The following is an 18092-nucleotide window of genomic DNA, read 5'->3' as shown; positions in this document are numbered from 1 at the left end:
ATGAGTGAGTCCCGCAGTCTCAAGGATAAAATCAAGGGCCGGGTCGAGGCCTTCGACGCCTGGGCGCGACCCTGGGCCGAAAAATCCAAGTGGCGCGGCTGGGCCTATGAGTTTTTGCTGTTCGGGCTGCGCCAGGCGTGGGCGTGCCTGTTCGGCGGCGCGATGATTGTGTTGCTGGTCGGCACGCACCTGCTTTGGCCCGATGACGCGCCGATCGCGCGCTACGATTTTCTCGTGCTCGCCGCTGTCACTATCCAGGGCTTGTTGCTCGCAACCAAGCTTGAGCGTTGGGAAGAGGCGATTGTCATTTTGATCTTCCACGTCGTCGGCACGATCATGGAGATATTCAAAACCGCACACGGTTCGTGGAGCTATCCGGAAGATAATTTCCTGCGCATCGGCGGTGTGCCGCTTTTCTCCGGCTTCATGTATGCCTGCGTCGGCTCATACATTGCGCGCGCGACACGCCTGTTCGAGATCAAATACATCAACTATCCGCCACTCTGGACGACCTGGCTTCTCGCGCTGCTCGCCTACATCAACTTTTTCAGCCACCACTACACGATCGATATTCGGCTCGGGCTGTTTGCGTTTTCGGCGCTCATCTTTGGTCGCGCCTGGTTCGTGTTTTCCCCCGATCGAACGCCGCGCCGGATGCCGATGGTTGTGGGCCTGCTGTTGGTCGCGCTATTCATCTGGTTTGCAGAGAACGCGGGCACCTTTGCCGCGGCATGGGTCTATCCAAGCCAGCGCGATGGCTGGCACATCGTTCCGATCGAGAAGATGGGCGCTTGGTACCTGCTGATGTTGCTGAGCTTTGTGCTGACGACCTTGGTGCATAAGCCCGAACGGATGAGTGCGGCGGCGTTCGATGCCGGCCAACCCAAGCGCGCGCCAAATGCTCAGCGTGTCGCCGCCGACATCTAGTTCAACAAAAAGGGCGCGACTTGCGCCGCGCCCTTTCATTCAATTGGCGCCAAAGTTCAGCCGTAGCCGGCGAGCTTCAAGAAGCGATTGCGCAGTTCGGCGTCATCCTTGAAAGCGCCGGTGAATTGGGTGGTCACCGTCGTGACGTCCTTATGATGGACGCCCCGCGTGCTCATGCACTGGTGCTCAGCGTCGATCAGCACGGCAACGCCACGCGGCTTCAACGTCTCTTCGATCGATTGCGCGATCTGCGAGGTCATCGTTTCTTGGGTCTGCAGGCGCTTGGCGAAAATTTCGACGACGCGCGCGATTTTGGAGATGCCGACCACGGCGTCCGTCGGCAGATAGGCGACGTAAGCCTTGCCGAGGAACGGCGCGATGTGGTGCTCGCAATGGCTCTCCACGTCGATCTTCTTCAGCATGACCATGTCGTCATAGCCGCTGACATCTTCGAACACGCGGTTGAGTTCGTCGGCCGGGCATTCGTCATAGCCTTTGAACCACTCGCGGTAGGCGTCAACGACGCGCTTTGGGGTGTCCTTCAGGCCTTCGCGCTCGGGGTCGTCGCCGGCCCAGGCGATCAGCGTACGCACAGCCTCCATCGCCGCTTCGCGCGAGGGCCGCTTTTGCTCAGCCTCTTCAGGCGAGCGCCACTTTAGAATCTCACTCATTACGGGGGCAGTGTCCTTAAGTCTGAGGGACGGAGGTCGAGCCGGGAGGGTTCCGAGTGCATATACGCACCAACCGGACACCCGGACTTAACGCCCGCCCGAAGATTCACCCTCAGGCAATGGGGCCACAATGCACCCCACGACGGATATGGAGTGTAGCACAAGCTCCCGCTAGAACCCACCCCGCATGAATATCCAGCTCACCAACACGTTGACGCGGCGAAAAGAGCCGTTTGCCCCGACCGATCCAAGGCGGGTGACCATGTATGTCTGCGGACCTACCGTTTATAACGTGGCGCACATCGGTAATGCGCGCCCGCCGGTCGTATTCGACACGCTCTTTCGCCTGCTGCGGCACGTCTATGGCGAGAGCGCCGTCATCTACGCGCGCAACTACACTGACATCGACGACAAGATCATCACCGCCTCGATCGAGCGCGGGGTGCCGATTTGCGACATTACGCGTGCGGTTGAAGATCAATACGAAGCTGACATGGGCGCGCTCAATGTGCTGACGCCGAGCTTGCGTCCGCGCGCGACCGAGAACGTGCCGGCCATGATCGCGGTGATTGAGAAATTGATCGCCAATGGCGCCGCGTACGTCGTGCCGAGCGGTGTCTATTTCTCGGTCGCGGCTGACGAGGATTACGGCAAGCTTTCGGGTCGCGCGCAAGATGATCTCAAAGCCGGGGCGCGCGTCGAGGGCGAGGACGACAAGCGATCGGCGTCTGACTTTGCGCTTTGGAAAAGCGTGAAGCCGGGTGAGCCTTCCTGGGAGGCGCCATTTGGCGCAGGACGCCCCGGCTGGCACATCGAGTGCTCGGCCATGATCGAGGAGGGGTTGGGTTCGCCGATCGATATTCACGGCGGCGGCATCGATCTCATCTTTCCGCACCACGAAAACGAAATCGCGCAAAGCGAGTCCGCGCATGGTCATGCCTTGGCGCGCGTCTGGATGCACAACGGCTTCCTGACGATGGACAAGGAAAAGATGTCCAAGTCCATTGGCAACATCATCACGCCGCGTGAACTGCTGGAGCAGGGTTGGCAGGGTGAGACGATCCGCTGGGCGCTGCTCAGCGCACACTACAAGGCCCCGCTCGATTGGTCGGACGATTTGTTGAAGCAGTCGCAAGCGAGCTTGGATCGTCTCTATGGCGCAGTGCTGCGCCTGAAAGATGTGGAGGCCGCAGACGTAGAAGCGCCTGCTGCAATCATCGAGGCGCTGGCGGATGATCTGAACACGCCGGCGGCGATCGCCGAGCTTTCAGTGCTGGCGACCGCGGCGAACATCGCCAAGAAACCCGCTGATATGGCAAAAGCGAAGGGCGAGCTTTTGGCGGCGGCAAAGATGTTTGGCGTTCTGCAGGGCGATGCCGAGACGTGGTTCCGCGCGAGCTTCGGCGAAGAAGCCGCCGAGATAGACCGCTTGGTTGCCGAGCGTGTCGCTGCGCGCGCCGCCAAGGATTATGCGTTGTCCGACAAATTACGTGACGATCTCGCATCGCGCGGGGTCGAAGTCATGGATAGCGCCAGTGGCAGCACTTGGCGGCGCAAGGGCTAGGTCCGGCGGAGCGACAGCACCAAGAAGATTAGAATGATCGGTGCAAGCACGACCACCGCATAATGTTCGGGCGGGTGGTGCGCGGCGCCGGCGGCTTTGGTGATCCAGCCGGCGATCGCAGCAAGCGTGCGTTCGGTGAGCGCGAGCAGCAGAAATAATGGCACGAGCGGCCGGTAGCGCAGCGCGATGGCGAGTTGCGCGAGGCCGTAGGCAATTTGCGTTGCACCCATCCATGCAAACACGCCGATCACGAGCGAACGCGATGCGCCGAGGTCGAGGCCGGCGATGACCTCCGCGCCGCCGTCGGGCAAAAAGTAATGAATGCAGCCCGGCACGATCGAGCCGACAGCGAGCAGCGCCAGAAACCATGCTGAGGCGGCGGCGCCGCGATATTGATCATTTGTGCTTGCCGGAAACATCGCGTCACCCCGCGCCAGCCTATCGCAAGCGAGCGCATTCCGCCATCTCTTCGCCCAACCTGTCCGCATGATCGCAGGGCAAGGGCAGGAGATTATGGCATGCACCGTCGCGCGTTACTTTTATCTGCTGCGGCTGCGGCAGTGTCCGGCTGCGCTGGCGCGGGCGCACCTCTGGATCGTGCGTCGCCGCCTCCCAGTGTCGATCCAACGCCGGCGCCAATCATGACGCCATTGCCTGACGCTTTCGATCTTGGCCTCTATCGCGCGCTCGCTGCTCCAGGCGGCAATCAGTTTGTCTCGCCTTACAGCGTGCTTTCGGCGTTCGCGCTGCTCTATCCGGGCGCGCGTGGGCAGACGGCGGCGGAGATGACTGCAACCTTCGGCTTTGACGCCAACGTGGCGGCGCAAGTTGCGCGGACGCGTGCGCTGCGCGATGCGCTGGCGACACAGACTGGACGCAGCGAGTTCACCACCGCCAACGCTGCCTGGGTGGAGCGCACGATGAATCTCAACGCCGCCTACGCGCGCACGATCCGCGAACAGCTTGGCGCCACCATCGAAGCGGTGCCATTCATCGCGAACCAGGCCGCAGCATTGCGCACGATCAATGCATGGGCTGCGCTCGAAACGCGCGATCGCATCCCCGAAATTCTCACTGAGCCGGATCCAGCGCGTCGCTTGGTGCTCACCAACGCCGTCTATTTCAAAGGCAAGTGGCAGCAGCAATTCTCCGCCAACTCCACACGCGATGGAGATTTCTTCGCTGAAAGCGGCGCGACGCAGCGCGCGCGTTTGATGCATAAAGTCATGCGTACGCCGTACTATGAAGGCGAAGGCTTTCAGGCGGCCGAGTTCCTGTACGACGATGGCGCGTTCTCGCTGGCGTTGTTTTTGCCGCGGGCCCGCGATGGGCTTGCCGCGTTTGAGCGGCATCTTATGGGCTCAACGCTCGATCGTTGGCTTGTTGATCTTGATGCAGCTGAACGCGCGCGTCTCGACGTCACGTTGCCAAAGGTTGAGATGCGCACGGACTATGAATTGTCGCCGCAGCTCCAGGCTTTGGGATTGCGCCTCCCGTTCAGTGACGCTGCGGATTTTAGTGGCGTTACAGATCAAGAGCAGCTCGCGATCAGCGCTGTCATTCACAAGACCTTCCTCGCGATCGACGAAGAGGGCACCGAAGCGGCCGCTGTTACTGCCATCGACATGCGCGCGACGTCAGCCATGCCGCAGCCGGAAGCGCCGCCTATCGAGTTCAAGGCGGATCACCCGTTCTTCATCGTGCTCCGCCACAAGCCGACGGGCACGAAGCTGTTCATGGGCCGCGTGGCGCAGATTTAATCGCGGCCAGCGTCGCTATTGATCTCGATCAAGGCCGATTCATTCAGTCCGGTTACGCAAGTGATGGACAAGGAGGATCGGCATGACCCAGCTGGCAGTGTTTGAAGACAGCTTGGCGCCCTACGGCGATGCGTACGGCCCTGGGCTCATGAACAATTTCGCACCGCTCGGCGGCGAGTTCGGCCCGCAAAAGCTGAAAGTGCTGTCGGGCAAGGTGCCTGCCGATCTGAACGGCGTCTATTTGCGCGCCGGGCCTAACATCCGCTTCGAACCGACAGGCCGATATCATCCGTTCGATGGCGACGGCATGATCCACGCAGCGCGCTTCGAGAATGGCGAAGTCACCTACCGCAATCGCTGGGTCCGCACCGACGCGTGGAAGAACGAGGACGCTGCCGGCAGAAGTCTTCATGTCGGCGTGCGCGAGACGCGCAAGGGCTCGGATAAGCCGCTGAAGGACACAGCGAACACCGATTTGGTCGCGCAGGGTGGGCGGGTTCTGGCGCTTTGGTACCTCTCCGGCGACGCCTACGAAATCGACCCCGTCACACTCGAGACCAAGGGCAAATGCCCCGGCGTATTGGCAAGCGGCGGCGCCATTTCCGCGCACGCCAAAGTCGATGAATTGACCGATGAGCTCATGTTTTTCGACTACGGCGCTGAGGCGCCGTACATGCATTACGGAGTCGTCGGGCCCGACCGGAAGCTGAAGCACTTCGTGCCGATCGATTTGCCCGGCGCACGTCTGCCGCACGATATGGCGATCACCGAGCACTACTCGATCCTCCACGATCTGCCGATGTTGTATGAGGAGAGCGCTTTTGCGCTTGGGCGTCACAAGGTCAAATTCGACCCTTCATTGCCGGCGCGGCTGGGCGTCATTCCACGCTACGGCGCGGCAGACTCGATCCGTTGGTTCGAATTCTCACCGTGCTTCATCTATCACGTGGTCAACGCTTGGGAGGAAGGTGATTGGGTGGTCATGAGCGGCTGCCGCTACATGCCTGTCCTCGATCAGAACGGTGAAATCGATGCTGTCCGCACCGCGCGCGATGTCGCCGAACTGGTGATGCACGCGCGGCTTTGGGTATGGCGCATGAATATGCGCACTGGGCAAACCAGCGAAGAGATGCTCGATGCGGATCGGAACATCGAATTCCCGACCTATAACAGCCGCCTCTCGGGCCGGCGCACGCGCTTTGGTTACTTCGTCGATCACTCCGAGACGCGGACGCTGCAATGGTACGGCGTGCGCAAGTGCGACCTCGATACCGGCGAAAGCTTGGGCGCATGGTCGGACAGTCCAGCGCACAGCTACTATTCCGAGCCATGGTTCGCGGCAGCGGACGATTATGTGGCGGAGGATGACGGCTATGTCGTAGCGTTCCAGTGGAACGAAAAACTCAACCGCGAAACGCTCGATATTTTCGATGCGAGAGCCATTGGTGATGGCCCGGTCGCCCAGCTCGAAGTGCCGATCCGCGTGCCTTCAGGTTTTCACGCCTGTTGGTTGGCGGCGGATCGTATGACGCGATAGATCGTCACGCGCGCTTCTTTTTGGCGCCGGTCCAAACGACGCCGGGATAGCCCTTTAACGGCCCAAGCTTTTCGCCGAGATAGGTCCATTCCTGCATCTCATCGATGGCGATGTGGTAGCGCGGTTCGCGTCCGACGCCGCTTGAGAACAGCGCGCGTGGAATATTGATGTTCTGCTTGTTGCGCTGGAACGTAACGGGCGAGCCGCAAGTCGAGCAAAAGCTGCGTACGCCGCCGCGTTCTTTGTCTTCGTAGCGCGTGAGATTGTCCTCGCCTTGCAGGAAGCGGAACCGGCTTGCCCAGGAGCCGACATAGGTCGCGTAAGCGGCGCCGTGTGCGCGGCGCGTAGACGCAGAGTGGTCGTGCCAGGCCCATTGCGCGGGCGCGGTAATCGCCACCACGACTGCGCCGCACAGGCACTTGCCCTCCGCCCGCGTTGGCGCGCGCTTTTCGTTCTTTGGTGTCATTAGCCGCTCTTAGCATGGGCGCGGCGCGCGTTGGGGTGAGCCGCCTTGAAGATGCCCGCTCGCCCGACTAAGCACCCGGACGCGGGATCAAGGACACACGCATGCGGGTATTGGTGATTGCAATGGTTGCGCTCTTGGGCGCCTGCGCCACGGGTGGCGGTGGTGGCGAGCCGGCAAGCGAGGCCTCGCCGTTTCCGGTCCAACGTGGGCAAGCATTGCCGCCGCCGACCGAGAGAGCGCTGTCAGCGCCGCCCGAGGGCCCAGCCCGTGGCGGCATCGATTTCGGCCAATGGCGCCAGGCCGATCCGGGCGTCTATGCGCCCGCCTTCCAGACCCAGATCCGCCAACGCTTTGCCGGCCAGACCAACGCCGAACTCCGCGCCAGCCTGGAGGCCAACGGCTTTGCTTGTGAAGACGAGCGCCGGCTCGACTGTCGCATCGAAATCATGGAGCGCCAATGTGCGTTTGACTGGTATGTTGTGCTCGAGCGCGGCGCGCGCGAACCTGTGGCCGGGTTCGAGCAGATGTGCCTCGGCGCGAATAGGTGAGGGATATGAAGTACGCACGCACGATCACCGTTAGCCTCGCGCTGCTTTTGGGCGCCTGCGCCACGCTGCCGGGCGGCGTCACGGAACCGGCGGGCCCCGCGACGATTCCGGCGACGCCCGTGAACCTGGGTGATTGGCGCAATGCCTCTGAAGCTGCGACGCTCGAAACATTCCAGCAGGGCGTTACGAGCCGCTACGGCGCTGGTTTGCAGATTGCTTCGGTGTCCGGTGATTTGCGCAGGAACGATTTTAATTGCACAGCGGCGCCGCCGCGCGCCGAAGGCAATCGCGGCGATCCGCCGGCGCAAGTCTGCCGCAAGACAACGACCGCGAACGGCTGCACGCACACGTGGCAGGTCCATTTGTTCGATACGAGCGGCGATGGGCGCCTTGCGCGCACGCGTGGGCTTTATGATCGCCGCTGCGGCAGCGATGGCCTATTGGGTGGGCCCGGCTGAGGCTTCGCCCGGCGTCATCAAATAAGCCGCGACGTCGGTGGGCTCGAGCGTCAGCATCGGCACGTAGCCCGGATTGATCACGACATTCTTGCCGACGAGCCGCGTCAAAGCTGCGCGACCATTGATCATGATGTGCGGCGCATTCGCGCCGAGCGCATCGGTTAGGCGCTGTTCGCTGGTGAAAATCGCCCCAGCTGTGAATCCCTCGCGGACGCGCAGCTCACGCGGCGGCGAATCTTCACCGGCCGCTGAGAGCGCGAGCGCGACGTGAGTCTCCATCAGATAGCGCCGAAAGATGGGGCGCATATTCTCGTTGGTGAGCGCTGACACGAACGCATATTCGAGCGCGTTCTGGGGCGTGATTGGCGCGGGCCGGCCAGCAGGTGTTTGCGCGCGCGGCGCGGCCGGTTGCTCTGCCTGTGCGAACGCCGTCGCTGGCCAAGCACCAAGCGCGCTGATCAACAGGGTGCGTCTCAACATAGGCGGCTCCAACCGGATGATTTTGCCCGTTGCTTGCCCGCGAAGGAAGGCCACATAAGGGCGAATGGACGACCTCTACCACCCGCGGATCATGGAATTGGCCGCCGATATCCCCCACGTGGGTCGCGTTGATGCGCCCGATGGGGCGGCGACGAAGGTCAGCCGCGTTTGCGGCTCGGTGGTGACCGTTGAACTCGGCTTGCAGGATGGCGTCGTGAACCGGATCGCGGTGCACCCTAAGGCCTGCGCGCTCGGTCAAGCGGCGACAGGCGTGCTCGCCATGCATGCCATTGGCGCAACGCCGAAAGAGATCAAAGATGCGCGCGACGCATTGCGCGCCATGCTCAAGGGCGAAGGACCGCCGCCGGTTGGACGCTTTTGGGAGCTGCGTCACCTTGAGGGCGTTCGCGACTATCCTGCACGTCATGCCTCGACGATGTTGGCCTTTGACGCCGCCGTTGAAGCGCTGGATCAAGCCCAGAAGAAGGTCACGTGATCCGCGGTTTGGTGTTGGTTGCAGCGCTCGCTGCGTGCGCCAGCGCTCCGGCTCCGCGCGAACCTTTTTCGACGACAGCCTTATTGATTGATGCGCAAGGCTATGTTGCGAGCCGCTACGAGCCGCATGAATTGCCGGCGGCGCTCATCGCCGATCTCACAGCGCAGGATTTTCAATGTCACCATAGCGCGACGATGAGCGAATGTAGCAGCGCGCTGCACGCGTTCGCGTCATGCTTCGATGTCATTATTGTCCAGATCAATGCTGAAATCGTGAGCGCAGTGAACAATCGCCATTGCATGGGCGCGCAGCCATGAGCGCCACGGTAAAACTAAAGCACGCGTTGGCGAAGGAATTGCGCAAGGCCGCCCTCGCGTTTCCCGAAACGGTTGAGGACTTCCCGTGGGGTCACAACGCTTTCAAAGTCGCTGGCAAGAAGGCCTTCTTGTTCATGGGCGAGGACGAAAAGGGCGGCTGGTCGGCTTCGATGAAGCTGCCGTTCCGCAACGATGAGGCGCTTGCGGTCAAAGGTGCGCAGCGCACCGAGTATGGCCTTGGCCGCGCCGGCTGGATCACCTTCCGTTTCACCGCCAAGGCGAAGCCGCCCATGCCAAAGCTGATCGATTATCTAGATGAAAGCTGGCGGGCCGTGGCGCCGAAGAAACTCTCGGCCGCTTTCGCGCCGCCTGCGGTTCCGAAGCGTCGCAAAGCGACCTGATCGGCTTCCGGGCGGCGCAAATAGCAGCTAGCTTCAGTCGCTTGGGGAGCCCTGGGAGGACGCAAGTATGAAATGGATTGTGCTGCTTTTGATTATCGCTGGCGTCGCCGGCTACTTCACCCGGCCGGAAGAGGCTGTGATGCGTGAAGCGGCAAATGCGGTGCTGAGCGATCCGCAGAGCGTAAGCGAAGGTTTTGAGAGCGTCGCGACGACGCTTGCCGGCGATCGCGCCTACGACAACTACTATGTCGCCGCGAAGTACAATGTGACGCTGGACAATCAGCCGGTCGTGACCTGCTGGGGCGCATTCACGCAAGTGCAATGCAACCGCGCCGCTGACACGCGTACGGGTGGCTAAAAGATGCGCCTGCTTCTCCTCCTGATCATCATCGGCGCCGCTGCGTATTTCACCGTGCCGGTGCGCGATGCGCATGAGGAAGCAGCGCAAGCCTTCCTGCAAACGCAGACGCAAGAAGAGACGGGCGAGGTGCAGGCGCAAACCGGCATCTCGCTCGATGGCGTCGTCGATTTCGTCACTGGCATGATGGCGGGTCAGGGGCGCTATGAGACGCTTTACCTCGCCTCGAAATACACGCTCGATATGCCGGGCGCCGCGTACTTGGAGTGCTGGGGCGCGTTCACGATCGTGCAGTGCCGCCGTGTCGATCGGGCATCCGGCCAGGGTTGAGCCAAACCGCCGAAGCGCTTATAACAAGCGTCATGAACCGGCGTTTCCTCACGACGACTACCTACTAAAGCCGGCGGCGCGAGATCGGGCGCGCCGCAGCGGCTGCGCTTGGCCCCGGTCCAGAACCAACAAATCGCTGTAGTTGTCATGTCGCCGAGCATTCCTGCGCGGGGCCTTCTTGGCCTTATCCAGCTGTATAAGTGGACGCTTTCGCCGTTGATCGGCAATGCGTGCCGCTACCGGCCGACCTGTTCGTCTTATGCCGCGGACTCCGTTCGCATGCATGGCGCCTGGGCCGGCAGTTGGATGGCGGGTGCACGTCTTTGCCGTTGTTCGCCCTGGGGCGGGCATGGCTGGGATCCGGCGCCGAGCGAGATCAAGAAGAACTCGTGGTGGCGGCCTTGGCGATATGGCGATTGGAAGGGCGGCTATCGTGCGCCGCCAGAAGCTATTGAACTCGATAAGAGCAAGTCATGAGCATTTCACTTAAGTTTCCCGATGGCGCCGAGCGCAGTTACGACGATGGCGTAACGCCGCTTGCTGTCGCAGAGGGCATTTCAAAATCATTGGCCAAGAAGGTCGTGGCCGCGAAGATCGACGGCGCCTGGTGGGATTTGACGCGTCCGCTTGAGGGCGGCGGCAAGTTTGAGCTGGTCATGCGCGATAGCGCAGATGGCCTCGAAGTTTTGCGCCACGATGCGGCGCACGTTCTTGCGCAAGCCGTGCAAGAGCTCTTTCCCGGCACACAAGTTACCTTCGGCCCCGTGACGGAAGATGGCTTCTATTACGATTTCGCGCGTGATGAGCCGTTCTCAACGGAGGACTTCGCCAAGATCGAAAAGCGGATGCGCGAGATCGTCGACGCGGACCTGCCGATCATTCGAAAGGTCTGGGAAAAGGAGGCCGCGATCGCGCACTTCAAAGCGCTGGGCGAGATCTACAAAGCCGAGACCATCGATGAAGTGATCAAGCCCGGCGATGCGATCACGATCTACAGCCACGGCGACAAGTGGGGCGATCTTTGTCGCGGCCCGCACCTGCCCTCGACGGGTAAGCTCGGCAAGGCCTTCAAGCTGATGAAGCTCGCCGGCGCCTACTGGCGCGGCGATCAGAAAAACCAGCAGCTGCAGCGCATCTACGGCACGGCTTGGGCTGACGAGAAACAGCTCGAGGAGCATCTGCTGCGTCTCGAAGAAGCTGAAAAGCGTGATCACCGCAAACTCGGACGTCAGATGGACCTCTTCCATATGCAGGAAGAGGGGCGCGGCATGGTGTTCTGGCACGAAAAGGGCCTCACGCTGTGGCGCACGATCGAAGCCTACATGCGCCGCCGTCTGGAAGCTGCGGGCTATGTCGAGGTGCGCACGCCGCAGGTGCTTGATCGGGTGTTCTGGGAAAAGTCAGGGCACTGGGACAAGTACCGTCCGAACATGTTCGTCTGCGAGACGGTCGAGGGCGAGACGCTTTCGCTGAAGCCGATGAACTGTCCCGGGCACGTGCAGATCTTCAAGTTCGGTCAGAAGTCATATCGCGATCTGCCGCTGCGGATGGCGGAGTTTGGCGCTTGCCACCGCTATGAGCCGTCAGGTTCGTTGCATGGCCTGATGCGCGTGCGCGCGTTCACGCAGGACGATGCGCACATCTTCTGCCGCGAGGACCAGATCGAAGAAGAGACGACGCGCTTCATCCAGCTCGCCAAATCCATCCATGCCGATTTCGGCATGTCGAGCGACAAGATCGCGCTCGCAACGCGCCCTGAGATGCGCGTGGGTTCGGACGAGTTTTGGGACAAAGCCGAAGCGCAGATGCTCAACGCCGCGCGTGCCGCCGGCGTCGAACCGGTGATCGCTGAAGGTGACGGCGCATTTTATGCGCCCAAGCTCGACTTCTCGGTGAAGGACGCCATTGGCCGCGAATGGACGATTGGCACGATCCAGCTCGACTATCAGCTGCCGGATCGGCTCGATGCAGAATACGTGGCTGAGGACGGGCAAAAGCACCGCCCGGTGATGCTGCACCGTGCGATCCTCGGATCGCTCGAACGCTTCATCGGCATCCTGATCGAAAACTGCGCTGGCGCGTTTCCGATGTGGTTGGCGCCGGTTCAGGTGGTTGTCGCGACCATCACGTCAGATGCGAACGCCTATGCCGAAGATGTCGCCAAGACGCTTCGCCAGGCGGGGCTGCGCGTCGAACTCGATCTCCGCAACGAGAAGGTCGGCTACAAGATCCGCGAACACTCGCTTGCGAAGGTTCCGGTGATTGCGGTGGTCGGTAAGAAGGAAGCGGAAGATCGCACCGTTGCTATCCGGCGCTTCGGCAGCCAAGAGCAGCACATGATGTCGCTTGTGAGTGCGCAGGAGACGTTGGTGGCGGAAGCTACGCCGCCCGATTTGCTGCGCTGATTAGACTGTGCGCGGGGCGCCGTAAGCCGCCTCGCGCATAACATCCGACAGCATCTGGTGGGCGACCGCCCAAGCGGCGCGAGCTTCTGGCGAGCTTCTGGCGTGAAGTGGGCGCCAAGCTCGTGGCGCAGCGTCCGCATCAGGGCCGTGCCGACCATGGCGTAGTGATGCGCCTCGACACCGTACGAAACGTGACGCACGGCCAGCTCGCGCGCCGTTGGGAGAATGGTTTCGGGCTCCTCGAGGCCGCTCACGATTTGGCCCAGCATGGTCATGAGCTTCTCGCCCTGGACGACCAGAGGGTCCGAAGGCTGGGCTCGATCGCGAACAATTCGCTGTAAAATGTGGCCGCTACCTATGGCCTAAGCTTTGCCGCACGTGCGAACGAGGTTTGCACTAGACCTATCTGAGCGCGGTCGATTTTTGCGAAAATGCCAGGATTTGCAGTGCGGCGCTGGGTAACTTGCAGCCGGGCGCGTCGCTCCCGATCTCAGGGCGTAATGAGCGCTCCTCTGGATTGCAGTCTCCTGGCGTCTTTACAGACGCCGCCGCCACCATCCAGGATAGCTGTGGGTATTGGGGGCGGAGAAGGCGTTGGATAGGCATCCATCACGCGCACGGTCGACGTCTGCTACGTTAGAGCCGCGTGTATCGGCCATCGTCGTCGCACATAAGGTTCGCGCCAATTCGTCCGGTCGTGCGCCGCTCGATCTGTGTTTGCGCAGCGCGTTGGCGGAAGACTGGATCGACGAGCTTATCGTCGTCGATCACGACAACCCCGAAAACATTTCATCGACATTGCGGGCGTTTGAAGCGGACCGCCGTGACGTTCGCGTCGTGCGGGCCGATCCGAGTTTGAGTTTGGCTGCTGCGGGTAATGTCGGCGCCGCCGAAGCGCGCGGGCGCTGGCTCTTGTTTTTGAATGCGGACGTTGTGTTGCAGCGCGGCGCGGTTGCCCGTCTCGCGGCCGCTGGCGGCGGCGCCCAGCAGCCTTGGATCGTTGGCGGGCGTTTGCTTGATCTTGAAGGGCGCGAACGCCAAGCCGCGCGTACGGGTGCTCTGAACACGTTCTCGGCCATCGCCGTTGCGGTGGAGTGGCCGGCGCGCCCACTGCGCAAGGGGGATGATGCGGCGAAGGTTGGCGCCGTTTCCGGTGCGCTCATGCTTATCCCGCGTGGCGATTTCAACGAACTTAACGGTTTCGATGAGCAATTCGACACCGACTATGCCGACCTCGACCTTTGCCGCCGCGCGGCGCTTGCTGGCGGTAGCGTCCTTTTTCAGCCCGATGCTTCAGGCGTGCAGTTCGAATATGCGCAGGCGCGCAAGAGCCGGAAGGTGCAGGGGCTGACCAGGTTTGCGGTGAAGAGCGCCGAGACGCCGATTGAAAAAGCCTTCGCGCGCGTCGCTGGGCCGGCGCTGGCGACGCTGTTGGCGCTTAAGGATTTGATTGCCGGGCGCCCGCCGGCGCGTCGCTAGCGGCCTCGTGCACGCGGCCAATGTTGAGCGTCATGTATTCGCCGCGTCCGATCGCCATGCCTTGCGCCGGCTGATCCGCCGCTTCAAATTCCAAGCCTTGTGCACGAAGCACTGTTTGCGCCTGTTCGAGTACGCGCCCCTCGAGCATCACGCCGTCACCGGCTGCGATCGGCGTTTCAGCAAGATCTTCGATTTCAACCAGATGCACCCAGGTGCGCGTCATGAAGATGATGCTTGGTTGTTCGTACCCGACGATCCAGAAGTTCTGATCTTCGCGCGGCATCAGGCGTGCGCGTGTCATCGTGGCGGCGGCTTCGTTGCTGACGAAAAGTGAGCGCGCTTCCGGGAGAAGGCGGCCACGTAAGCTGAACGAAAGCACCAGCGCGCAAGCGACAAGTATCGCCGCGCGCGCGGTAGGGCGTCGGAGCATGATGAGACCGGCGATTGCGGCCGCGAGCGTGCCTGCGCCGATCAGCGCGGTAGCGACAGCGCGGCGTACGCCGGCATCTGCCAGATAGCCCGGCATGAACGTCGAGACGACGGCCATCAGCGCCACGATCAGCGCCCCGAACACGCCGAATGCGACCAAGCCCGCAGGATGCGTTGTTCGCCAGCGTTTGCCGCGCATGGCGAAGAGTCCCGCCGCACACATCAGCGCGATCGCTGGATAGGCGGGCAACGTATAGTGGATGAGCTTTGCCGGCATCAGTTCGAAGAACGCGAAAATCGGAACGGCCCAAGCAATGAGGAAGCGGAAGGGCGCGTGCGCATTGTCTTGGCGCGGTGCGCGAATGGCGCTCCAGCCCAAGCGCAACGCTGCGGGCAAAGCGTACGTGGCGGGGAAGATGAGGAGCGGCAGCCAGAGCAAATGGTAGCCCGGAATGCCGCCGTGACGGTGATCGCCGCCTGAAACGAGCTTTGGTCCGATCTCGCGCAATAAGAGTTCGGAATAGAAGCGCCCTTCAGTGACGACGCCGATTGAGATCGCCCATGGGAGCGTGATTGCCAGCGCGAGCAGCGGCCCCGGCCAAAACGCGAGCGGCTTCATCCAGTTTGCGCGCTTTTCCCAGAAAGCGAGTGCGGCGAGCGTCATGCCGGCGGCGAGCGGTGGCAATGGCCCTTTGATCATGATCCCGCAGCCGATCGCTGCCCAGAAGAGCAACGCGACAAGGCGTGGACGCTTCGTGCCGGTTCGCAATTGTATGAGCGAAGCGAACGCGAGCGTGATGAAGCCGGTCATCACCGCGTCGGTCTTTGCGAGCATACCCTCGACGCCGGCGAGCAAGCCGACAGCGAAGATCGCGGCGCCGACAAACCCCGTGCGCGCGCCGAACAAGTTTGTCCCGGCCCACAGCGTCGCCAAGCTCGCGAGCATCAGTCCGAGCGCCGAAGGCAATCGATAGGGCCAGATCGTGTTTAGTCGATCGACGAACGGGCGCATCGCATTCACGGAAGCGGCCTGCAGCCAGTAGATGCCGACAGGCTTGCGATTGCGTTCGGCGTCTTGAACCCGAATGCGAATGTAATCGTCACTCTCGACCATCTGCCGCGTCGCTTGCGCGAAGCGCGCTTCGTCGATGTCGGTGACTGGTACGCGCGCCGCGCCAATGAGGCCGGATGTCAGCGCGATGAGCGCAATCAGCACATAGCCGCGCCAGCCACGGGCGAACTGGTCAAACAGGGCGGGAGAAACAGGAGAAGTCATGCGGACATCGCCATTTTGGCCGATCAGTGTGACGCTTTGCAGCCCTGGCGGGTGCGCCTACTCGCCTCATGGCCCAGGAGCGGCTAAGAGACCCCGCCTTTTCAAGCGCCGGGGACGCCTTTTGGCCGAGAGTATCGAATTTAGCGTGGTCGTTCCCGTGATGAACGAGGAGGGTAACGCCGCAAACCTCGCGCGCGAGATCGCGGCAGTCCTCGATGGACGCAGCTACGAAATGATTTTCGTGGATGACGCCAGCCGTGACGGCACACGTGCTGAGCTTGCTGCGCTTAAAGCGGAATTGCCCGCGCTGCGCTTGCTTGGCCATCGCAGCAACGCTGGCCAAAGCCGAGCCGTACGCACCGGTGTCATTGCGGCGCGTGCGCCGGTTGTGGGCACTCTGGATGGCGATGGCCAAAACGATCCTGCCGATTTGCCAAAACTTCTGGCCAAGCTCACGCGCCCCCAAGCGCCGTCGGATTTGGGGATGGTAGCAGGAAACCGCCTCAAGCGGCAGGACAATTGGAGCAAGCGAACTGCGTCTCAGATCGCCAATTCGATCCGCCGCGCCGCCCTCAAGGACAATGCAATCGATAGCGGTTCAGGTGTCAAAGTATTCAAACGCGAAGCTTTTTTGCGCCTCCCGTACTTCGATCACATGCACCGTTTCATGGCCGCACTGATGCTGCGTGAAGGCTATGCAGTCGAGTTTTTGGAGGTTAATCATCGACAACGGAGCGTCGGTAGCTCGAAATACACGAATCTCGGCAGATTGGCCGCGAACATGACGGACCTCTGGGGCGTTATGTGGCTGAGAAGCCGGGCGCGTTTGCCAGGGGGAGCGGACGAATTATGAACGATCGCGTCGACCCGGGTGAACGACTAGCTTTACAAACAGCGGCGACGCGGGGGCGTCGGTCTCGCACGCAACAGCAGGGGAGTCCCATGGGGGCCATTTTCAACGTCTTTCCGCTGATCCTGATCCCGGTCTTGACGTACAACATCTGGGCATTCGGCGCGACGGCGGCCAATAATGGCGACGGCGCGATGGTTCGTCAGCATTTGCAGGATGCGTGGATCCGCATGCCGATGGCTTCTGGTGCGGAATGGACGATCGCCTTCGGCGACGTGCTCGTATTGCTCGCGCTAATCTTGCTGTTCATCGAGCTTTTGAAATCAACCTCGACCGGCACCGCGGCGATTTTCAATCACGCACTGTCGATGCTGGTGTTCATCATCTGCCTGGTCGAATTTCTGCTGCATCCGGCATTCGCGACCAGCACGTTCTTCGTGATCCTGGTTATGGCGCTGCTGGATGTCCTGGCCGGCGTTGTGGTTACGATTATCTCGGCCCGCCGCGACGTGGAGTTCGCGGGTCAGCACTAATTCAGCAAAGTGTCATTTAACGAGAGGCGGCGGGGGATACCTCGCCGCCTTTTATTTCGTTCACAGGCACCACATTCCCAAGGCCAAAGCGATGGTGAAGTCGAGCCAACGGCCGAATCGGGGGATGATGAATGCGCTCATAGCTCGACGCCCACCTGCAGGTTCGGCGCCGGGCTATGGTTCGCTTGAGCTTGGGTGACGAATGGCGCTTTTCTTCGATGCGGACTGGTTCGATCAACGCTTGGCTGCGCGCGGCACGGACCGCATCGGGCTGGCGGTGGCGACCGGCATCGAGCGTGGTGAATTGCATCGCATCTTCAGCAATGAGCGTTCGCCGTCAGCCGAAGAGCTCGCTGAGTTCGCGCGCGTGCTCGAGACCGATCTGCTTGAAGTAACGATCCGCAGCGGCGTCGCTGTGCGTGAGTCAGCGCCGGGCGCCGACACTGGCGATCGGATCCAGAGTATTGAGGCGCGGCTAGACGCGATCGATACCTGGCTCGCCGAGTTTGAAGCGTCGAAGAAAAAAGCTGTCGGCTAGAGTTAAGCGCGCACGTTTACGATGATGCCGGTGCGCGGGCCGCGCCATGGGCTGCCGTAACCAGATGCGGGCGCTTCTTCGCGACGAGCGATTTGGTTGACAAGCGTGGCGGCAAACATGGGGTCGAGCGTCATGCGCGGCGCTCTGCGATCGCGGGCGCGGCGTTCCGTCCGCCGTTGATCACCGACTTCTTCGAAGTCGGCGTCCAGGGCGGGCGCGGGGCGGGTGGCGCTCATGCTCGCGAATTCTGCATTTCACGTGCCAAACCG

The 18092-nt window shown here is 61.8% G+C and carries 23 protein-coding genes and 1 pseudogene; 17 read left to right on the top strand and 7 right to left on the bottom strand.

Annotated features, from left to right (window positions below):
• Positions 1 to 927 carry a DUF817 domain-containing protein gene (locus ATE48_RS04545; protein ID WP_083197154.1) on the top strand — a complete coding sequence of 309 codons (927 nt, stop codon included), beginning with the start codon at positions 1 to 3 and terminating at the stop codon, positions 925 to 927.
• Positions 928 to 983: 56 nt separating this feature from the next.
• On the opposite strand, the gene folE is transcribed toward ATE48_RS04545, so the two are convergent.
• Positions 984 to 1598 carry a GTP cyclohydrolase I FolE gene (gene folE / locus ATE48_RS04540; protein WP_066768234.1) on the bottom strand — a complete coding sequence of 205 codons (615 nt, stop codon included), beginning with the start codon at positions 1596 to 1598 and terminating at the stop codon, positions 984 to 986.
• Positions 1599 to 1785: 187 nt separating this feature from the next.
• Between folE and cysS the strand changes: the two genes are divergently transcribed.
• Positions 1786 to 3162: a cysteine--tRNA ligase gene (cysS, locus tag ATE48_RS04535; RefSeq protein ID WP_066768232.1), complete on the top strand. Its 1377-nt coding sequence runs from the start codon at positions 1786 to 1788 to the stop codon at positions 3160 to 3162.
• Here the strand turns inward: cysS and ATE48_RS04530 are convergent.
• Positions 3159 to 3581, bottom strand: coding sequence for a hypothetical protein (locus ATE48_RS04530; RefSeq protein ID WP_066768231.1), 423 nt, complete (start codon positions 3579 to 3581; stop codon positions 3159 to 3161). The two genes, cysS and ATE48_RS04530, sit on opposite strands and share 4 nt — an antisense overlap.
• Before the next feature lie 99 nt (positions 3582 to 3680).
• On the opposite strand from ATE48_RS04530, the gene ATE48_RS04525 reads away from it, so the two are divergent.
• The gene (locus ATE48_RS04525) at positions 3681 to 4922 is read left to right on the top strand and encodes a serpin family protein (RefSeq protein ID WP_083197153.1); all 1242 of its coding nucleotides are present in this window, start codon (positions 3681 to 3683) and stop codon (positions 4920 to 4922) included.
• Between the two features lie 82 nt (positions 4923 to 5004).
• Complete coding sequence (locus ATE48_RS04520; RefSeq protein WP_066768229.1) at positions 5005 to 6459, top strand: carotenoid oxygenase family protein; 1455 nt, start codon at positions 5005 to 5007, stop codon at positions 6457 to 6459.
• 4 nt (positions 6460 to 6463) lie between these two features.
• Here the strand turns inward: ATE48_RS04520 and ATE48_RS04515 are convergent, their stop codons facing one another.
• Positions 6464 to 6925, bottom strand: a complete 462-nt coding sequence (locus tag ATE48_RS04515) for a GFA family protein (protein ID WP_066768228.1) — start codon at positions 6923 to 6925, stop codon at positions 6464 to 6466.
• 101 nt (positions 6926 to 7026) lie between these two features.
• On the opposite strand from ATE48_RS04515, the gene ATE48_RS04510 reads away from it, so the two are divergent.
• Positions 7027 to 7473, top strand: a complete 447-nt coding sequence (locus ATE48_RS04510) for a hypothetical protein (RefSeq protein WP_156767596.1) — start codon at positions 7027 to 7029, stop codon at positions 7471 to 7473.
• Positions 7474 to 7478: 5 nt separating this feature from the next.
• A complete protein-coding gene (locus ATE48_RS04505) occupies positions 7479 to 7931 on the top strand; it encodes a hypothetical protein (RefSeq protein WP_066768223.1) in 453 nt (150 codons plus the stop codon).
• Here the strand turns inward: ATE48_RS04505 and ATE48_RS04500 are convergent.
• A complete protein-coding gene (locus tag ATE48_RS04500) occupies positions 7911 to 8411 on the bottom strand; it encodes an SseB family protein (protein WP_066768221.1) in 501 nt (166 codons plus the stop codon). The genes ATE48_RS04505 and ATE48_RS04500 overlap by 21 nt on opposite strands.
• Before the next feature lie 64 nt (positions 8412 to 8475).
• Here ATE48_RS04500 and ATE48_RS04495 point away from each other — a divergent pair, with 64 nt between their 5' ends.
• The 7 genes from ATE48_RS04495 to thrS all read left to right on the top strand — a co-directional run bounded on the left by ATE48_RS04495 (position 8476) and on the right by thrS (position 12718).
• Positions 8476 to 8907: an iron-sulfur cluster assembly scaffold protein gene (locus ATE48_RS04495; RefSeq protein WP_066768219.1), complete on the top strand. Its 432-nt coding sequence runs from the start codon at positions 8476 to 8478 to the stop codon at positions 8905 to 8907.
• Positions 8904 to 9224, top strand: coding sequence for a hypothetical protein (locus ATE48_RS04490; RefSeq protein WP_066768218.1), 321 nt, complete (start codon positions 8904 to 8906; stop codon positions 9222 to 9224). Before ATE48_RS04495 ends, ATE48_RS04490 begins: the two co-directional genes overlap by 4 nt.
• On the top strand, positions 9221 to 9625 hold the full coding sequence (locus tag ATE48_RS04485) for an MmcQ/YjbR family DNA-binding protein (RefSeq protein ID WP_066768217.1): 405 nt from the start codon (positions 9221 to 9223) through the stop codon (positions 9623 to 9625). The genes ATE48_RS04490 and ATE48_RS04485 overlap by 4 nt, the downstream gene beginning before the upstream one ends.
• 67 nt (positions 9626 to 9692) lie before the next feature.
• The gene (locus ATE48_RS04480) at positions 9693 to 9983 is read left to right on the top strand and encodes an LptA/OstA family protein (protein WP_066768216.1); all 291 of its coding nucleotides are present in this window, start codon (positions 9693 to 9695) and stop codon (positions 9981 to 9983) included.
• Positions 9984 to 9986: 3 nt separating this feature from the next.
• The gene (locus tag ATE48_RS04475; RefSeq protein WP_066768214.1) at positions 9987 to 10313 is read left to right on the top strand and encodes a hypothetical protein; all 327 of its coding nucleotides are present in this window, start codon (positions 9987 to 9989) and stop codon (positions 10311 to 10313) included.
• A 147-nt stretch (positions 10314 to 10460) separates the two neighbouring features.
• Complete coding sequence (gene yidD, locus ATE48_RS04470) at positions 10461 to 10790, top strand: membrane protein insertion efficiency factor YidD (RefSeq protein WP_066768212.1); 330 nt, start codon at positions 10461 to 10463, stop codon at positions 10788 to 10790.
• The gene (gene thrS, locus ATE48_RS04465; protein WP_066768211.1) at positions 10787 to 12718 is read left to right on the top strand and encodes a threonine--tRNA ligase; all 1932 of its coding nucleotides are present in this window, start codon (positions 10787 to 10789) and stop codon (positions 12716 to 12718) included. Before yidD ends, thrS begins: the two co-directional genes overlap by 4 nt.
• A 146-nt stretch (positions 12719 to 12864) precedes the next feature.
• On the opposite strand, the pseudogene ATE48_RS20400 reads toward thrS, so the two are convergent.
• Positions 12865 to 12987: pseudogene (locus tag ATE48_RS20400) on the bottom strand (hemin receptor); the annotation flags it as partial.
• 325 nt (positions 12988 to 13312) lie between these two features.
• On the opposite strand from ATE48_RS20400, the gene ATE48_RS04455 reads away from it, so the two are divergent.
• Positions 13313 to 14197 carry a glycosyltransferase gene (locus ATE48_RS04455; RefSeq protein ID WP_228126787.1) on the top strand — a complete coding sequence of 295 codons (885 nt, stop codon included), beginning with the start codon at positions 13313 to 13315 and terminating at the stop codon, positions 14195 to 14197.
• Here ATE48_RS04455 and ATE48_RS04450 read toward each other — a convergent pair.
• Positions 14157 to 15902: an ArnT family glycosyltransferase gene (locus ATE48_RS04450; protein WP_066768205.1), complete on the bottom strand. Its 1746-nt coding sequence runs from the start codon at positions 15900 to 15902 to the stop codon at positions 14157 to 14159. The genes ATE48_RS04455 and ATE48_RS04450 overlap by 41 nt on opposite strands.
• A 121-nt stretch (positions 15903 to 16023) precedes the next feature.
• Between ATE48_RS04450 and ATE48_RS04445 the strand changes: the two genes are divergently transcribed.
• The 3 genes from ATE48_RS04445 to ATE48_RS04435 all read left to right on the top strand — a co-directional run bounded on the left by ATE48_RS04445 (position 16024) and on the right by ATE48_RS04435 (position 17823).
• Positions 16024 to 16755: a glycosyltransferase family 2 protein gene (locus tag ATE48_RS04445; RefSeq protein ID WP_228126786.1), complete on the top strand. Its 732-nt coding sequence runs from the start codon at positions 16024 to 16026 to the stop codon at positions 16753 to 16755.
• Positions 16752 to 17285 carry a hypothetical protein gene (locus ATE48_RS04440; RefSeq protein WP_228126785.1) on the top strand — a complete coding sequence of 178 codons (534 nt, stop codon included), beginning with the start codon at positions 16752 to 16754 and terminating at the stop codon, positions 17283 to 17285. The genes ATE48_RS04445 and ATE48_RS04440 overlap by 4 nt, the downstream gene beginning before the upstream one ends.
• Before the next feature lie 202 nt (positions 17286 to 17487).
• Positions 17488 to 17823, top strand: a complete 336-nt coding sequence (locus ATE48_RS04435) for a helix-turn-helix domain-containing protein (RefSeq protein ID WP_066768201.1) — start codon at positions 17488 to 17490, stop codon at positions 17821 to 17823.
• Positions 17824 to 17825: 2 nt separating this feature from the next.
• On the opposite strand, the gene ATE48_RS04430 is transcribed toward ATE48_RS04435, so the two are convergent.
• Positions 17826 to 18059, bottom strand: a complete 234-nt coding sequence (locus ATE48_RS04430) for a hypothetical protein (RefSeq protein WP_066768198.1) — start codon at positions 18057 to 18059, stop codon at positions 17826 to 17828.
• Positions 18060 to 18092: the final 33 nt, after the last annotated feature.

The sequence above is a fragment of the Candidatus Viadribacter manganicus genome (genome assembly GCF_001679665.1).
In the GTDB taxonomy this organism is placed as follows: Bacteria; Pseudomonadota; Alphaproteobacteria; order Caulobacterales; family Aquidulcibacteraceae; genus Vitreimonas; species Vitreimonas manganica.
The sequence above is the reverse complement of the archived record's forward strand: the minus strand, read 5'-3'. Positions and strand labels throughout refer to the sequence as shown.

Excerpts from the sequence above, each read along its gene's own strand:
- ATE48_RS04545 (WP_083197154.1), top strand. The coding sequence starts at position 1 with ATGAGTGAGTCCCGCAGTCTCAAGGATAAAATCAAGGGCCGGGTCGAG.
- folE (WP_066768234.1), bottom strand. The coding sequence starts at position 1,598 with ATGAGTGAGATTCTAAAGTGGCGCTCGCCTGAAGAGGCTGAGCAAAAG.
- cysS (WP_066768232.1), top strand. The coding sequence starts at position 1,786 with ATGAATATCCAGCTCACCAACACGTTGACGCGGCGAAAAGAGCCGTTT.
- ATE48_RS04530 (WP_066768231.1), bottom strand. The coding sequence starts at position 3,581 with ATGTTTCCGGCAAGCACAAATGATCAATATCGCGGCGCCGCCGCCTCA.
- ATE48_RS04525 (WP_083197153.1), top strand. The coding sequence starts at position 3,681 with ATGCACCGTCGCGCGTTACTTTTATCTGCTGCGGCTGCGGCAGTGTCC.
- ATE48_RS04520 (WP_066768229.1), top strand. The coding sequence starts at position 5,005 with ATGACCCAGCTGGCAGTGTTTGAAGACAGCTTGGCGCCCTACGGCGAT.
- ATE48_RS04515 (WP_066768228.1), bottom strand. The coding sequence starts at position 6,925 with ATGACACCAAAGAACGAAAAGCGCGCGCCAACGCGGGCGGAGGGCAAG.
- ATE48_RS04510 (WP_156767596.1), top strand. The coding sequence starts at position 7,027 with ATGCGGGTATTGGTGATTGCAATGGTTGCGCTCTTGGGCGCCTGCGCC.
- ATE48_RS04505 (WP_066768223.1), top strand. The coding sequence starts at position 7,479 with ATGAAGTACGCACGCACGATCACCGTTAGCCTCGCGCTGCTTTTGGGC.
- ATE48_RS04500 (WP_066768221.1), bottom strand. The coding sequence starts at position 8,411 with ATGTTGAGACGCACCCTGTTGATCAGCGCGCTTGGTGCTTGGCCAGCG.
- ATE48_RS04495 (WP_066768219.1), top strand. The coding sequence starts at position 8,476 with ATGGACGACCTCTACCACCCGCGGATCATGGAATTGGCCGCCGATATC.
- ATE48_RS04485 (WP_066768217.1), top strand. The coding sequence starts at position 9,221 with ATGAGCGCCACGGTAAAACTAAAGCACGCGTTGGCGAAGGAATTGCGC.
- ATE48_RS04480 (WP_066768216.1), top strand. The coding sequence starts at position 9,693 with ATGAAATGGATTGTGCTGCTTTTGATTATCGCTGGCGTCGCCGGCTAC.
- ATE48_RS04475 (WP_066768214.1), top strand. The coding sequence starts at position 9,987 with ATGCGCCTGCTTCTCCTCCTGATCATCATCGGCGCCGCTGCGTATTTC.
- yidD (WP_066768212.1), top strand. The coding sequence starts at position 10,461 with ATGTCGCCGAGCATTCCTGCGCGGGGCCTTCTTGGCCTTATCCAGCTG.
- thrS (WP_066768211.1), top strand. The coding sequence starts at position 10,787 with ATGAGCATTTCACTTAAGTTTCCCGATGGCGCCGAGCGCAGTTACGAC.
- ATE48_RS04450 (WP_066768205.1), bottom strand. The coding sequence starts at position 15,902 with ATGACTTCTCCTGTTTCTCCCGCCCTGTTTGACCAGTTCGCCCGTGGC.
- ATE48_RS04440 (WP_228126785.1), top strand. The coding sequence starts at position 16,752 with ATGAACGATCGCGTCGACCCGGGTGAACGACTAGCTTTACAAACAGCG.
- ATE48_RS04435 (WP_066768201.1), top strand. The coding sequence starts at position 17,488 with ATGGCGCTTTTCTTCGATGCGGACTGGTTCGATCAACGCTTGGCTGCG.
- ATE48_RS04430 (WP_066768198.1), bottom strand. The coding sequence starts at position 18,059 with ATGAGCGCCACCCGCCCCGCGCCCGCCCTGGACGCCGACTTCGAAGAA.